The organism is Streptomyces colwelliae (assembly GCF_048158785.1).
Taxonomy (GTDB): Bacteria; Actinomycetota; Actinomycetes; order Streptomycetales; family Streptomycetaceae; genus Streptomyces.
Map to the genome: position 1 here is coordinate 1 of NZ_JBLTJC010000290.1, position 13,424 is coordinate 13,424.

Annotated in this window: 13 protein-coding genes, 1 tRNA gene and 1 pseudogene; 9 read left to right on the forward strand and 6 right to left on the reverse strand. The window is 70.1% G+C overall.

All coding sequences use genetic code 11. The annotated features are described in order from the left end of the window. Positions 1-276, reverse strand: a pseudogene (locus tag ACNFOC_RS39580) (M6 family metalloprotease domain-containing protein); the annotation flags it as partial. Between the two features lie 376 nt (positions 277-652). On the opposite strand from ACNFOC_RS39580, the gene ACNFOC_RS39585 reads away from it, so the two are divergent. Next, positions 653-2,575 (forward strand): putative bifunctional diguanylate cyclase/phosphodiesterase, encoded by a 1,923-nt coding sequence (locus tag ACNFOC_RS39585; RefSeq protein WP_416963841.1) that lies wholly within the window; start codon positions 653-655, stop codon positions 2,573-2,575. Here the strand turns inward: ACNFOC_RS39585 and ACNFOC_RS39590 are convergent. The 3 genes from ACNFOC_RS39590 to ACNFOC_RS39600 all read right to left on the reverse strand — a co-directional run bounded on the left by ACNFOC_RS39590 (position 2,563) and on the right by ACNFOC_RS39600 (position 5,327). After that, positions 2,563-3,699 carry an LLM class flavin-dependent oxidoreductase gene (locus tag ACNFOC_RS39590; protein WP_416963842.1) on the reverse strand — a complete coding sequence of 379 codons (1,137 nt, stop codon included), beginning with the start codon at positions 3,697-3,699 and terminating at the stop codon, positions 2,563-2,565. The two genes, ACNFOC_RS39585 and ACNFOC_RS39590, sit on opposite strands and share 13 nt — an antisense overlap. Positions 3,700-3,810: 111 nt before the next feature. Further along, positions 3,811-4,545 (reverse strand): maleate cis-trans isomerase family protein, encoded by a 735-nt coding sequence (locus tag ACNFOC_RS39595; RefSeq protein WP_416963843.1) that lies wholly within the window; start codon positions 4,543-4,545, stop codon positions 3,811-3,813. Beyond that, positions 4,542-5,327 (reverse strand): maleate cis-trans isomerase family protein, encoded by a 786-nt coding sequence (locus ACNFOC_RS39600; RefSeq protein ID WP_416963844.1) that lies wholly within the window; start codon positions 5,325-5,327, stop codon positions 4,542-4,544. Before ACNFOC_RS39600 ends, ACNFOC_RS39595 begins: the two co-directional genes overlap by 4 nt. A 170-nt stretch (positions 5,328-5,497) precedes the next feature. Between ACNFOC_RS39600 and ACNFOC_RS39605 the strand changes: the two genes are divergently transcribed. Then, positions 5,498-6,460, forward strand: a complete 963-nt coding sequence (locus ACNFOC_RS39605) for a D-2-hydroxyacid dehydrogenase (RefSeq protein WP_416963845.1) — start codon at positions 5,498-5,500, stop codon at positions 6,458-6,460. Between the two features lie 22 nt (positions 6,461-6,482). Continuing rightward, positions 6,483-7,886 (forward strand): amidase, encoded by a 1,404-nt coding sequence (locus ACNFOC_RS39610; protein ID WP_416963846.1) that lies wholly within the window; start codon positions 6,483-6,485, stop codon positions 7,884-7,886. Here ACNFOC_RS39610 and ACNFOC_RS39615 read toward each other — a convergent pair. Continuing rightward, positions 7,867-8,361 carry a DUF3830 family protein gene (locus ACNFOC_RS39615; RefSeq protein WP_366091301.1) on the reverse strand — a complete coding sequence of 165 codons (495 nt, stop codon included), beginning with the start codon at positions 8,359-8,361 and terminating at the stop codon, positions 7,867-7,869. The two genes, ACNFOC_RS39610 and ACNFOC_RS39615, sit on opposite strands and share 20 nt — an antisense overlap. A gap of 47 nt (positions 8,362-8,408) precedes the next feature. Here ACNFOC_RS39615 and ehuB point away from each other — a divergent pair, with 47 nt between their 5' ends. The 6 genes from ehuB (at position 8,409) to ACNFOC_RS39645 (ending at position 12,631) form a co-directional block, all read left to right on the forward strand. Continuing rightward, positions 8,409-9,326, forward strand: a complete 918-nt coding sequence (ehuB, locus tag ACNFOC_RS39620; protein ID WP_416963847.1) for an ectoine/hydroxyectoine ABC transporter substrate-binding protein EhuB — start codon at positions 8,409-8,411, stop codon at positions 9,324-9,326. Then, entirely contained in the window at positions 9,323-10,042 is a 720-nt protein-coding gene (gene ehuC / locus ACNFOC_RS39625) for an ectoine/hydroxyectoine ABC transporter permease subunit EhuC (RefSeq protein WP_366490598.1), read from the forward strand. The genes ehuB and ehuC overlap by 4 nt, the downstream gene beginning before the upstream one ends. Continuing rightward, positions 10,039-10,689, forward strand: coding sequence for an ectoine/hydroxyectoine ABC transporter permease subunit EhuD (gene ehuD / locus ACNFOC_RS39630; protein WP_416963848.1), 651 nt, complete (start codon positions 10,039-10,041; stop codon positions 10,687-10,689). Before ehuC ends, ehuD begins: the two co-directional genes overlap by 4 nt. A gap of 10 nt (positions 10,690-10,699) precedes the next feature. After that, entirely contained in the window at positions 10,700-11,476 is a 777-nt protein-coding gene (ehuA, locus tag ACNFOC_RS39635; RefSeq protein WP_416963849.1) for an ectoine/hydroxyectoine ABC transporter ATP-binding protein EhuA, read from the forward strand. A 220-nt stretch (positions 11,477-11,696) separates the two neighbouring features. After that, positions 11,697-12,455: an IclR family transcriptional regulator gene (locus ACNFOC_RS39640; RefSeq protein ID WP_416963850.1), complete on the forward strand. Its 759-nt coding sequence runs from the start codon at positions 11,697-11,699 to the stop codon at positions 12,453-12,455. A gap of 99 nt (positions 12,456-12,554) precedes the next feature. Then, positions 12,555-12,631 (forward strand) — tRNA-Lys (locus ACNFOC_RS39645). Here the strand turns inward: ACNFOC_RS39645 and ACNFOC_RS39650 are convergent. Next, the coding region (locus ACNFOC_RS39650; protein WP_416963851.1) for an AMP-binding enzyme at positions 12,594-13,424 on the reverse strand (831 nt) is incomplete at its 5' end. The two genes, ACNFOC_RS39645 and ACNFOC_RS39650, sit on opposite strands and share 38 nt — an antisense overlap.

A 13,424-nucleotide genomic window follows, 5' to 3' on the forward strand; every position in this document is an offset into this window, starting at 1 on the left:
GATCATCACCGCGTCGAGCGGGCGGGTGGGGCGCGGGTACGCGGCGTTCCAGGTGTCGAGGCCCTCGGAGTGGTGGGCGTCGGTGCGCTTGAGGGCGCAGGGTGTGGTCGAGAACGGCTCGGCGACCGACTGGCTGGACATGATCGAGGTCGCGGCGAGCGCGGACATCGTGGTGAACACGGCGGCGGTGCCGCGCAGTCCGGGTCGCGTCCGCCACTGGGCGAGCCCCTTGAGCGCCGTACGGGAGAGCCCCTTGAGGGGGAGCTGACACGGCACGTTGGACCTCCGGGAGCGGGTTCACGGGACACCGACACCCAGCCTGTGATGGTTTGTTGGGGTACGCCCTGTTTATCTGCACCAGAAGGGTGAGAGGGACGCCCGGGACGGCTGAGACACGCCCGGGCCCACATCCGGAAACACTCACGGAACGTCACATGTGGTCGGCCATTTGAAGAACCCGTCCAGGTGCGGGCGGAAACGATCTGCCGGAACCGGCCGTTGTTCCGGGACACTGGACAGTGGCTGGAAGGGCCGGGGGCCAACCTCTATGATCGGCACACTTTCCTGCACGGACACGGCACGGCGGCCCCCCACCCGGTCGGCCATCCCGACGAGACCCATCCGAAGATCGAGTGCACTGCGGGAGCGAGCGGTGAGCGGAACGTCCGAAGGGCCGGCGCCCGCGGCAGACCTCATCCGGCCAGCCGTCACAGAGAGTAAAGGCGAGGCATCGCCTCGTGCAGATTTCCCCGAGACCGTCGAGACCCTCGGGTCCGGCCCGGCCATCGAGGTCATCGAGTCCGGCCCGTCCGGCGGGTCCGCCGCGTCCGGCGAGTTCTCCCCCGAGGACGGGCGGCTCGGGTCCGCCTTCTCCGCGGCGCCCCTCGCGATGGCCGTGGTGGACCGCGACGGCCTGGTCGTCAGGGCGAACGACTCGTTCGGCGCGCTGCTCGGCAAGGCGGGCGCCGCGCTGACCGGGCTGGTCGCGGCCGAGCTGATGGACCTGAAGGCGGACGCGCGTACCTGGCACGCCTACCGCGAGGTGCTGCGCGGCCGGCAGGCCAAGCTGAGCTGCACCCGCCGGGTCAAGCACCCCGACGGGCACGTGCTGTGGGTGCAGGTGACCGTGGCGCCGCTGCCGGCCGCGGAGCACGGTGTGCTGCTGTCACTCACCGACATCAGCGCCCGCCGTGAACTCCAGGCGCGGCTACGGCACTTGGAGATGCACGACCCGGTGACCCGGCTGCCCAACCGCACCCTGTTCTTCGAGCGGCTCTCGGCCGCCCTGGAGGCGGAGTCGTACGAGCAGGGCGGCACCGGGCGGATCGGCCTGTGCTATCTGGACCTGGACGGCTTCAAGGCGGTCAACGACACCCTCGGCCACCGGGTCGGCGACCGGCTGCTGGCGGCCGTGGCCGAGCGGTTGACGCGGTGTGCGGACGAGGCGGGTTACGCCCGGGCGAGTTCGCCGCTGGTGGCACGGCTCGGCGGGGACGAGTTCGCGCTGCTCGTCGAGGACTCGACCGGGACGGACCAACTGGCCGATCTCGCCGAGTCGGTGCTGAAGGCGTTGCAGGCGCCGTTCGACCTGTCCGGGCAGCGGCTGTCGCTGTCGGCGTCGATCGGTGTGGTCGAGCGGCACGCGTCCGGCACGACGGCCACCGGTCTGATGCAGGCCGCCGACACGACGCTGTACTGGGCGAAGGCGGACGGCAAGTCCCGCTGGACACTGTTCGATCCGGAGCGCAACGCGCACCGCATGACCCGCCAGGCGCTGGCCTCCACGCTCCGTCCGGCCATCGAGCGGGGTGAATTCGCGCTGGAGTACCAGCCGTTGGTGGGCATGGAGAACGGACGGCTGCGCGGGGTCGAGGCGTTGGTGCGCTGGAACCACCCGCAGTTCGGGATGCTGACGCCGAATCGGTTCATCGGACTGGCCGAGGAGGACGGCTCGATCGTGCAGCTCGGTCGCTGGGTCCTGGTCACCGCCTGCCGCCAGGCCCGCCGTTGGCAGCTGGACCACCCGGACGAGCCCCCGATCTTCGTGAGCGTCAACGTGGCCGTACGCCAGGTGTGGGACTCGGATCTGGTCGCGGACGTCGCGGAGACGCTGGCCGAGACCGGACTCGCCCCGCATCTGCTCCAGTTGGAGCTGACCGAGTCCGCGGTGATGGGGTCGGCGGGGCGGCCGTTGCAGACGCTCCAGGCGCTGAGCGACATGGGGGTGCACATCGCCATCGACGACTTCGGCACCGGCTACTCGAACCTGGCGTACCTGAGCCGGCTCCCGGTCTCCGTCCTGAAGTTGGACGGGTCCTTCGTGCGGGGCTTCCAGTACGAGGGGGAGGGCGTCCCGCCGAACCCGGCGGACGAGGTCATCGTCGAGGCGATGATCCAACTCGCCCACCGGCTGGGGCTGTCGGTGACCGCCGAGTGCGTGGAGACCTCGGCACAGGCCGCCCGGCTGCGCCGGATCGGCTGCGACACCGGACAGGGGTGGCTGTACTCCCGTCCGGTGGCGCCGGATCGTATCTCCGAGCTGCTGGGGACGAAGGCCTGCAATCAGGCTTCCTGATCGGCCGTCAACCCGTAGGCGTCCGCGATCAGTTCGTACGAGCGCAGGCGCAGGTCGCCGTTGTGGGCGTGGGACGTGAGCATCAACTCGTCGGCGCCCGTGCGCTTTTGCAGATCGTCGAGTCCGGCGCGGACCTCGTCGACCGTGCCGTGGATGACGTTGGCGTTCCAGGAGGTGATGAACTCCCGCTCCATGGGGCTGAATTCGTACGCCTCGGCCTCTTCGGGGGTGGGCACGAGGCCGGGGCGGCCGGTGCGCAGCCGGACCATGTTGAGGGAGGCGGCCAGCACCTGGCGGCGGGCCTCCTTCTCGTCGTCGGTGGCGAGGGCGGAGACACCGATGAGGGCGTACGGCGCGTCGAGCACCGCGCTCGGCCGGAAGGACTCGCGGTAGAGGTCGAGCGCCGGGATCGTGTTCTGCGCGGAGAAGTGGTGGGCGAAGGCGAACGGCAGGCCGAGCATGCCGGCGAGGCGGGCGCTGAAGCCGGAGGAGCCGAGGAGCCAGATCGGCGGGCGGTGCGGGGACTGGACGCCGCCGGGCGAGGTCGCCTGGATCGGGCCGGGGACCGCGTGGATGCGGGCGTAGGGGTGGCCGGACGGGAAGTCGTCGTCCAGGAAGCGGGTGAGTTCGGCGAGTTGCTCGGGGAAGTCGTCGGCGCCCTCGTTCAGCCGGTCGGTGCGGCGCAGGGCGGCGGCGGTGGCGCCGTCGGTGCCGGGGGCGCGGCCGAGGCCGAGGTCGACGCGGCCCGGGGCGAGCGCCTCCAGGGTGCCGAACTGCTCCGCGATGACGAGCGGCGCGTGGTTCGGGAGCATCACGCCGCCCGAGCCGAGGCGGATGCGCTCCGTGTGGGCGGCGAGGTGGGCCAGGATCACGGCGGGCGAGGAGGAGGCGACGCCCGGCATCGAGTGGTGCTCGGCGACCCAGTAGCGGTGGAAGCCGCGCGACTCGGCGAGGGAGGCGATCTTCACGCTGGTGCGCAGCGCCTCCGTGGCGGTACGGCCGGCGCCCACGGTCACCAGGTCCAGCACAGAGAGGGGGACGGGGGCGGTGCCCTGTGCCGTACCCCGGATCTCGTCACCCGGGATGTCGCCGGTCGTTCCCCGGACCTCGTCGTCTGCCGCCACGGTGGGTGCCTCCTGTTGTGAGCTGTGCGGTTCCTTCTCCGCTCCTTCCCGACGTAACAGGAGGCTGTCTCCGGTTTATTCCCGGGAGATCCCTTTGGAAGACGGTGCAGGTCAGCCGGCCTGCACGAGCGGCTCCTTGGTGAACAGGGCGCCCAGATCCGGCGCGTTGACCTTGCGGTCCGCCAGCCGCAGGGCCTCCCAGACCGTGACCTGGTTGGCCGTGAGGACCGGCTTGCCCAGTTCCTTCTCCAGGTCCGGAATGTGGGCGGCCGTGTGCAGGGCCGTGTCCGGGAGGAGGACCGCCTCGATGTCCGGGCCGTCCACCGCGCGGGCCAGCGCGAGCACCTCGTCGTAGCCCCAGGTGCCGACCTCGGCGGCGGTGATGATGCCGGAGGCGCGCACCACGGCCGGTTCCACTCCCCCGGCCCGCAGGAAGTCCGCGAACAGGTTCGCCACGTCGTCCGGGTACGTGGCCCCTACGGCCACCCGTCGCACCCCCAGTTCCTTCGCCGCGTGCACGAAGGCGAAGGACGTCGACGAAGCCGGGAGGCCGGCCGCCCGGGCCAGGGAGCGGATCTGGTCGTGGGCGCCCTTCCAGCCGTAGACGAAACTGCCGCTCGTGCAGGCCCAGACGACGGCTTCGGCGCCCGACATGCGGAGTTGTTCGACGCCCGCCGTGAGGCGCTCGGGGGAGCCCATCCGCAGGAGCGCGTCCACTCGGTGGGCGTCCTCGCCGATGTCCGTGTGGACCACGTCGAGGCGGACGTCGCTGCCGAGGAGCTGTTCCATGCGCGGGTAGTCGTCCTCGGCGGAGTGGCCCGGGTAGAGGAATCCGAGTGCGGTCATGACCAGCCTTCCTGGTGTTCTTCCGGCAGTACCGGCCCCGGGCGGCGCGCGGACTCGTCCAGCAGCGCCTGATAGGGGCCCACGGCACGGGTACCCAGTCGGCGCAGGGCTGCCCACATCGTGACCTGGTTGGCCGATACGACCGGTATCTGGAGTTCCGCCTCCAGCTGGGGGATCACGTCGTACGTCGGAAGGTTGGTGCAGCTGATGAAGAGCGCGTCGGCCTCGCCCTTGACGGCCTGGCGGGCCATGTCGACGACGTCCCGGTACGGGACCTTCCAGATGTGCCGGGTCAGGCCCATGAAGGCGCGGCCGGTGACCTCGACGCCGGCCTCGGCGAGGTACTCCTCCAGGGACTGGGTGACGGACACCGTGTACGGCGTGACCAGGGCGATGCGGCGGGCGCCCAGCTCGGTCAGGGCGGCCAGCAGGGCGCCCGAGGTGGTCAGGGACGGCACCTCGCCGGCCCGGGTCATCGCCTCGCACATCGCGCGCTCCCCGGCGATCCCGCCGACGAAGCTCCCGGAGGTGCAGGCGTACGCGACGACCTCGGGGGCGACCGCGTTCAGGGTGCGGACCGCGTCGTGGAGCGTCTCGTGCTCGCTGACGAGACGGGCCAGGTCGAGGCTCACCTCGACGGGCACGAACGGCGTCCGCGTGAGGTGCAGCGAGATGTCGTCGGGGACCCAGCGCCACAACTCGCGGTCCAGCGCGAAGTCGAAGGGGGCGACGACACCGACACCGCGCTGCGGGCGGGGTCCGCCCAGGAAGGAAACATGCATGACTACACCGGCCTCACCAAGAGAAACGGGGTGACAACGGTCCGTGCGGGCGTCCGTGTTGACGAAGGTAGGTTCGAGTGCGAGCGTGGTCAATCCGTGCATGTCAGACGGCCGCGCTCGGTGCCTCCCGCCGTGCTTCACGCTGTACCTCCCGCGAGAAACGGCTCCGCATGACCGCAACTCCCCCTGCCCTGCCCACCCTTCTCGTCCTGGACGCCGACCCGCTGCCCCGCCTCGGGAAGCTGACCGGCCGGGTGCGCGTCGAGCACGCCGACGCGTCGACGCTCGCCGATCGACTGCCCTCCGCCGACGTCCTGTTGGTGTGGGACTTCGCCTCGCACGCGGTGCGCTCCGCCTGGCCCGGCGAGGGTCCCCGGCCGCGCTGGGTGCACACGGCCAGCGCGGGTGTGGACCATCTGATGTGTCCCGAACTCGCCGACTCCGACACGGTGGTGACGAACGCGCGCGGCGTCTTCGACCAGCCGATCGCCGAGTACGTCGCCGCCCTCGTCCTCGCGATGGCCAAGGACCTGCCCAGGACGCTGGAGCTCCAGCGGGAGCGGACCTGGCGGCACCGCGAGGCGCAGCGGGTGGCCGGGACCCGTGCCTGCGTGGTCGGCTCGGGGCCGATCGGGCGGGCGATCGTCCGCACGCTCAAGGCACTTGGGGTGACGACCGCGCTCGTCGGCCGCACCCCGCGCACCGGTATCCACGGCCCCGGCGAACTCGACCGGCTGATGGCCCGCGCCGACTGGGTGATCTCGGCGGCACCGCTCACCGACGAGACGCGCGGCATGTTCGACGCCCGCCGGTTCGGCTGCATGCAGCCCTCGGCGCGGTTCATCAACGTGGGGCGGGGCCAACTCGTCGTGGAGGACGCGCTCGCCGAAGCGCTGACGAAGTACTGGATCGCGGGCGCCGCCCTCGACGTCTTCGAGGCCGAACCCCTCACCCCGGACAGCCCGTTGTGGCAGGTCCCGGGGCTGATCGTCTCCCCGCACATGAGCGGCGACACGGTCGGCTGGCGGGACGAACTCGGCACGCAGTTCGTGGCGGCGTACGAGAGATGGGAGGCGGGCAAGCCGCTGCCGAACGTGGTCGACAAGAAGCGTGGGTACGTACCGGGGCACTGAACTCCCCATTCTGGAGGGCCGGATGACGACCGAACTCACCGAGCTGACCGCCGTGGAACTCCTGGACGGCTACCGCAGAGGGGAGTTCAGTCCCGTGGAGGCGACCCGGGCGGCCCTGGAGCGGGCCGAGGAGATCCAGCCCGCCGTGAACGCGTTCGTACGGCTCGACGCGGAGGGCGCGTTGGCGTCGGCGGCCGAATCGGCGGAACGCTGGCAACGCGGGGAGCCCGCCGGGCTCCTCGACGGGGTGCCGGTCACCGTGAAGGACATCCTGCTCCAGCGCGGCACACCGACCCTGCGCGGTTCCAAGACCATTGCCGAGCAGGGCAGTTGGGACGAGGACGCGCCCTCGGTGGCCCGACTCCGGGAGCACGGGGCGGTGTTCATCGGCAAGACGACGACCCCGGAGTTCGGCTGGAAGGGCGTCACGGACTCGCCGCTGTCCGGGATCACCCGCAATCCGCACGACCCCTCGCGCACGGCGGGTGGCTCAAGTGGCGGGAGCGCGGCGGCCGTTGCCCTGGGCGCGGGTCCGTTGTCGCTGGGCACGGACGGCGGCGGCAGTGTCCGTATCCCCGCCTCCTTCTGCGGGATCTTCGGGCTGAAGCCGACGTACGGCAGGGTGCCGCTGTACCCGGCGAGCGCGTTCGGCACGCTCTCGCACGTCGGCCCGATGACGCGGGACGCGGCGGACGCGGCGCTGCTGCTGGACGTGATCGGCGTACCGGACGCGCGTGACTGGTCGGGCCTGGACCGTCCGCCGGGCTCCTTCAGCGAGGGGCTCGCGAACGGTGTGCGGGGCCTGCGGATCGCGTACTCCCCGTCCCTCGGCGGCCAGGTCGCGGTGCGTCCGGCGGTCGCGGCGGCGGTACGGCGGGGCGTGGAGCGGCTGGCCGCGCTCGGCGCGTACGTCGAGGAGACCGACCCCGACTTCAGCGACCCGGTAGACGCCTTCCACACCCTGTGGTTCAGCGGCGCGGCCCGCGTCACCCAGAAACTCGCCCCGCAGCAAAGGGAGTTGCTCGACCCAGGGCTGCGGGAGATCTGCGCGACGGGGGCGGGATTCTCGGCGCTGGACTATCTCGCGGCGGTGGACGTCCGGATGGAACTCGGCCGCAGGATGGGCCTGTTCCACGAGCGCTACGACCTCCTCGTCACGCCGACGCTCCCGATCACCGCGTTCGAGGCGGGAGTCGAGGTCCCGAAGGGTTCGGGGCACCGCCGCTGGACGGGCTGGACCCCGTTCACGTACCCCTTCAACCTGACGCAGCAGCCCGCCGCCACCGTCCCCGTGGGGAACGACGGCGACGGACTGCCGGTCGGGTTGCAGATCGTGGGGGCCCGGCACCGGGACGATCTGGTGCTGCGGGCGGCGCACGCGCTGTTCGGCGCCGGAATTTCCGGGGTCAGGCCCGCCGGAAGCTGAGACTCTCCCCCGCCGCCCCCGACCGCCACAGGTCGTTGCAGGCCTCCGCCATCTCCGGCAGCCCCTCGACCACCTCACCCCAGACGATCCCGGGGACCCACCCCACATCGCCGTTGAGGAGGAGGTTGTTGCGTTCGTAGAACAGGGCCAGGTCGACGACCGTCGTGCCGGCGCGGACCTCACGGTCGTAGCCGTAGGCCTTCGTGCCGAGTTCCGTGCCGGCGAAGGCGAAATAGCACAGGTCGCCCGGTATGGGGGTGACTGTGGGGTTCTCCAGCGGGGGTTCCGTTTCTGCGAATGGCGGGAAAAGGGCGTAGATCTCGTTGCGGGCGTACTTGGCGTGGTAGACGTCGCCGATCAGCGGGAGTGCGTCCCAGATGGCCGCGCAGGTCAGCGGCGCACGTTCTACCAGCAGTTTTGCCCGGCAGTGGACGTTCCGCTTTGCGAGTGAGACCTCGATGAAGTGATCCGTCATGTCATCCAGGGTGCATAACCCGGGAGCGGTCGGGTAGCTGCGCGCCCATGGCTCCACCAATTGGGAACGACAGACACACATCCGGTCACACGCCGGGTCACACCCGTCGGGCGCTGCTCGCCGGGGTGGCGGCGGCGGGTGCGCTGGGCGCGGCCGGCTGTAGCCGTGTGGCCACCGCGTCGACCACGAACGGCGGTGAGCTGCTCGACCGGCTGAAGGCGCAGGGCGTCGTACGGCTGGGGATCGCGGGTGAGATCCCGTTCGGGTACATCGACAAGGACGGCCACCTCACCGGTGAGGCACCGAAGCTGGCGGAAGCGATCTTCAAACGGCTCGGCGTCGACAAGGTACAGCCCGTGCCCACCGAGTTCGGCTCGCTCATCCCGGGGCTGAACTCGCAGCAGTTCGACGTCGTGGCCGCCGGGATGTACGTGACCCCGGAACGCTGTGCGCAGGTCATCTTCGCCGACCCGGACTACCAGGTGCTCGACGCGTTCGTCGTCCGCAAGGGCAACCCGAAGGGGCTGCACACCTACAAGGACGTCGTCGCGAAGAAGGCGAAGTTCGCGACCGGCACCGGGTACGCCCAGATCCAGCACGCCGTCGACGCCGGGTACAAGCAGAGCGACATCCTGATCGTCCCGGACCAGGTCGCCGGGCTGAACGCCGTGGAAGCAGGGCGAGTTGACGTCTTCGCCGGTACGGCGCTCACCACGCGCGCGGTCGTGAAGAACTCCGCCAAGGCCGAGTCGACCACGCCCTTCGCTCCGCTCGTCGACGGCAAACCGCGGATCGACGGGGGCGCCTTCGCGTTCCGCCCGACCGAGACGAACCTGCGCGACGCCTTCAACGTCGAGCTGCACAAGCTCAAGAAGAGCGGGGAGTTGTTCCGGATCCTGCGGCCCTTCGGGTTCAGCAAGGCCGAGATGACGAACCTCACCGCGAAGGAGCTCTGCGGCGGATGACCTCAGGCCTTTGGGAACTCGTCCTCAAGGGAGTCTGGACCACCGTCCAACTCCTCGTCCTCAGCGCGCTGTTGGCGACCGTCGTGGCCTTCGTCGTCGGTATCGCCCGTACCCACCGGCTGTGGATCGTGCGCTTCCTCGCCGGTCTCTACACCGAGGTGTTCCGCGGCACCTCCGCCCTCGTCATGATCTTCTGGGTGTTCTTCGTCCTGCCGGTCGCCTTCGGCTGGCAGCTCGTCCCGCTGTGGGCGGGCACCCTCGCCCTCGGCCTGACCTACGGCGCGTACGGCACGGAGATCGTGCGCGGCGCCCTGAACGCGGTCGACCCGGCGCAGCAGGAGGGCGGGGTCGCGCTGAGCTTCACGCCCTGGCAGCGGATGCGGCTGATCCTGCTGCCGCAGGCCGTGCCGGAGATGATCCCGTCCTTCTGCAACCTGCTGATCGAACTCCTCAAGGGCACCGCCCTGGTCTCGGTCATGGGCATGGGCGATCTCACCTTCAGCGCCAACCTGGTGCGGCTCGCGCTGCAACAGAGCGCGGAGATCTACACGTACATCCTGCTGATCTACTTCGTGATCGCCTTCACGCTCACCCGGCTGATGCGCGGACTGGAGAAGAAGCTGAAGGCGGGCATCGGCAAGGCGCCCGGCAACGAGAAGGCCGCGCGTGAGCTGAAGCGCGCGCAGACCACGGGTGTCGGAGGTGGCGTCGCGTGAAGTGGGACTGGAACGCCGTGAGCGACTTCATGCCGTACTTCTGGGACGGCCTGAAAGTCACCCTTCAGATCCTGCTCCTGGGGTCGCTGATGTCCTTCGTGCTGGGGCTGGTGTGGGCGCTGCTGATGCGGACGCCGTCGCGCTGGGTGCGCTGGCCGGTCGGGGTCGTCACCGAGTTCGTGCGGGACACCCCGCTGCTGGTGCAACTGTTCTTCCTGTTCTACGTGTTGCCGGAGTGGGGCCTGACCTTCTCCGCGCTGACCACCGGTGTCTTCGCGATCGGGCTGCACTACTCGACGTACACGATGCAGGTCTACCGCGCGGGCATCGAGGCGGTGCCCGTCGGCCAGTGGGAGGCGGCGACCGCGCTGAACCTCCCGGTGCGCCGGACCTGGACCGCCGTGATCCTGCCGCAGGCGATCCGCCGGGTGATCCCGGCGCTCGGCAACTACGTGATCGCGATGCTCAAGGACACCCCGATCCTGATGGTGATCACCGTGCTCGAACTCATGGGCCAGGCCCGGCTGTTCTCCCAGGAGCACTACGAGTTCACCGAGCCCATCACCGTGATCGGTGTGGCCTTCATCCTCATCTCCTACCCCGCCTCCCTGCTGATCCGAGCCCTGGAGCGACGCCTTGTCCGCTGACACGCCCCTGATGAAAGATCCCGACGCCAACGCCAACCCCCCGGTGGACGGCAGCGAGTTGATCCGCCTGGACCACGTCACCAAGCGCTTCGGGTCCAACACCGTGCTCGACGACCTCGACTTCTCCGTGGAGTCCGGCAAGCACGTCACCCTGATCGGTCCCTCCGGGTCGGGCAAGACCACGATCCTGCGGCTGCTGATGACCCTGACCAAGCCGGACGAGGGCACGATCACCGTGGACGGGGAGCAGCTCTTCCCCGCGCCCGAGAAGCAGATCCGGGAGATCCGCAAGAAGATCGGGATGGTGTTCCAGCAGTTCAACCTGTTCCCGAACATGACCGTGCTGCGCAATGTCACCGAGGCGCCGGTCACCGTCCTCGGCCTGCCCAAGGAGGAAGCGGAGGCGCGCGCCCTGGAGCTGCTCGACCTGGTGGGCCTCGCCGACAAGGCCGGCGCCCGCCCGACCCAGCTCTCCGGCGGCCAGCAGCAGCGCGTCGCGATCGCGCGGGCGCTGGCGATGCGGCCGCAGGTGCTGCTCCTGGACGAGGTGACCTCCGCGCTCGACCCGGAACTGGTCGCGGGCGTGCTCGACGTGCTGCGGGACATCGCCCGCACCACCGACATCACCATGCTCTGCGTGACCCACGAGATGAATTTCGCCCGTGATATTTCAGACCAAGTCCTGATGTTCGACTCGGGCAAGGTCATCGAATCGGGCCCGCCGGAGCAGATCTTCGGCGATCCGGAACAAGAGCGGACCCGGGAATTTCTCGGCGCCATTCTTTGACATTTATTCAATTATGACACGTGAGCAATCGAACACCCAAGGTCCACGTCGCGTGGCATGACTCAGGCATATGCCAAAGGATTCGCGCCGCAGTTCGGAGGGCGTAAGGAGGGCCACATTCTCGCCAACAGCCGCTCCACATCGGCCGTTTGACAGCTATCGTGGAGGGGATTCGCTGTCCGGTATCACGGCCCAAAAAGCGAGCGCAGGGAGAAACACCGTGGCGCTGATGCACGAGCCGACCGCTCCCTACCACTCGGTACAGGACGCACTGCGCATCCTGGAGACAGTCGCCGGGCGCTCCACCGGTGTCACGGACACCGAACTCGCCCGCCTCACGAGCCTCGGCACCGAGCGCCTGACCATACTGCTGCGGACCCTGCGCCGCGAGGGCTACGTCGAGCAGCTCACCGACGGCGCCTACATCACCGGCGAGGCCCTGGGCCGGCTCGGCTCCGCGTCCGGCCGGGAGCAGGCGGTGCGCGAGCAGATCCAGCGGACCCTGGACCGGCTGCGCGACTCCCTGGGCGCGGCGGTCTACGTCAGCCGGTACGTGGACGGCGAGGTCACGATCACCCAGTACGCGGCCGGGCCCACCACCCCGGCGGTCAACGAGTGGGTCGACTTCCGTGTCTCCGCGCACGCGACCGCGCTCGGCAAGAGCCTGCTGGGCCAGCTCGACCACAACGGCCGGCGGGACCATCTCTCCCGGCACAAGATGGCCCGCCTCACCTCGCGCACGATCACCAGCGACCGGCTGCTGCTCTCCCGCCTGGAGACCCAGCCGCCGACCGTCCCCCACCTCGACCTCCAGGAGTACGCGGTGGGCACGGTCTGCGCGGCGGTCCCGATCACGGCCGGCGCCTCGGTCGGCTGTCTGGCCCTCTCCCTCCCGGTCGAGCACGCCCACCGCCTCCGGCAGGCGGCAGACACGCTGAACCGGGAAGCGGGACCGGTGCTGCTGTCCCTGGCCATCTGACGGCTGCCGCGCCCCTGGTCCGAAGCACCCCTTTGGACCAGGTAGTATTTTTCTCGTCGCCCTCCGCGAGACTCTGATCCAGCGGAAGGCGTGAGTCACGCGCCGCTAGCTCAGTTGGTTAGAGCAGCTGACTCTTAATCAGCGGGTCCGGGGTTCGAGTCCCTGGCGGCGCACCAAAGAAGGGCCCCTCGTTCCGACGAGGGGCCCTTCGGCGTCCTCGGGGGTCAGTCGGCGGTAGGAGGCCTCCCCGGGCGGCCGCCACCACACGGGGTCCGGACATACGACCCCTTCCCGCCTCAGCCCCGCCCGATGGATCTTGTTCGTCGCCGTCACCGGCATCCGCTCCACCACCCGCACGAACCGGGGTGCCATCTTCGTCCCCAGGTCCGGCTGGGCCAGGAGGAACTCCGCGAAGTCGAGCGGGTCGAAGTGCCCGGCGATCGTCGCCATGACCTGGTCGCCGGTCACCGGGTCCGGTACCGCGTAGACCGCCACCGCGTCGGCACCTTCGTACCGGGCGAGGATGTTCTCGATCATCGCGGCGGCGAGGTTCTCGCTGTCGACGCGGAGGCGGTCGTCGGTGCGGCCGGCGAAGTAGAGGTAGCCGTCGGTGTCCCGGTAGAAGAGGTCGCCGGTCCAGTACCAGCCCTCCCGGCGCCGCTCGGCGTCCGCCTCCGGGTTGCGCCAGTACCCCTCGAAGGGGTTGGCGCCGCGGTTCACCAACTCCCCTATCGCCTCTTCCCCGTTGAGCAGTCGGCCGGCCGAGTCGAAGGCCGCCGGCGGGCACTCCGCCCGCGTCCCGGGATCGAGTACGGCGAGCCCGGGCGCCGCCCGCCCGACCGCCACCGCGAAATGATGGACGGCGACTTCGAGTTGAACGCCCCGCTGGAGGGCCGCGCCCTCGGCCGGATCGTCGCCTCCCGCGACCCGGCGCTGCCCGAGGGCGAGATCGTCTTCCACCGCGAGGGC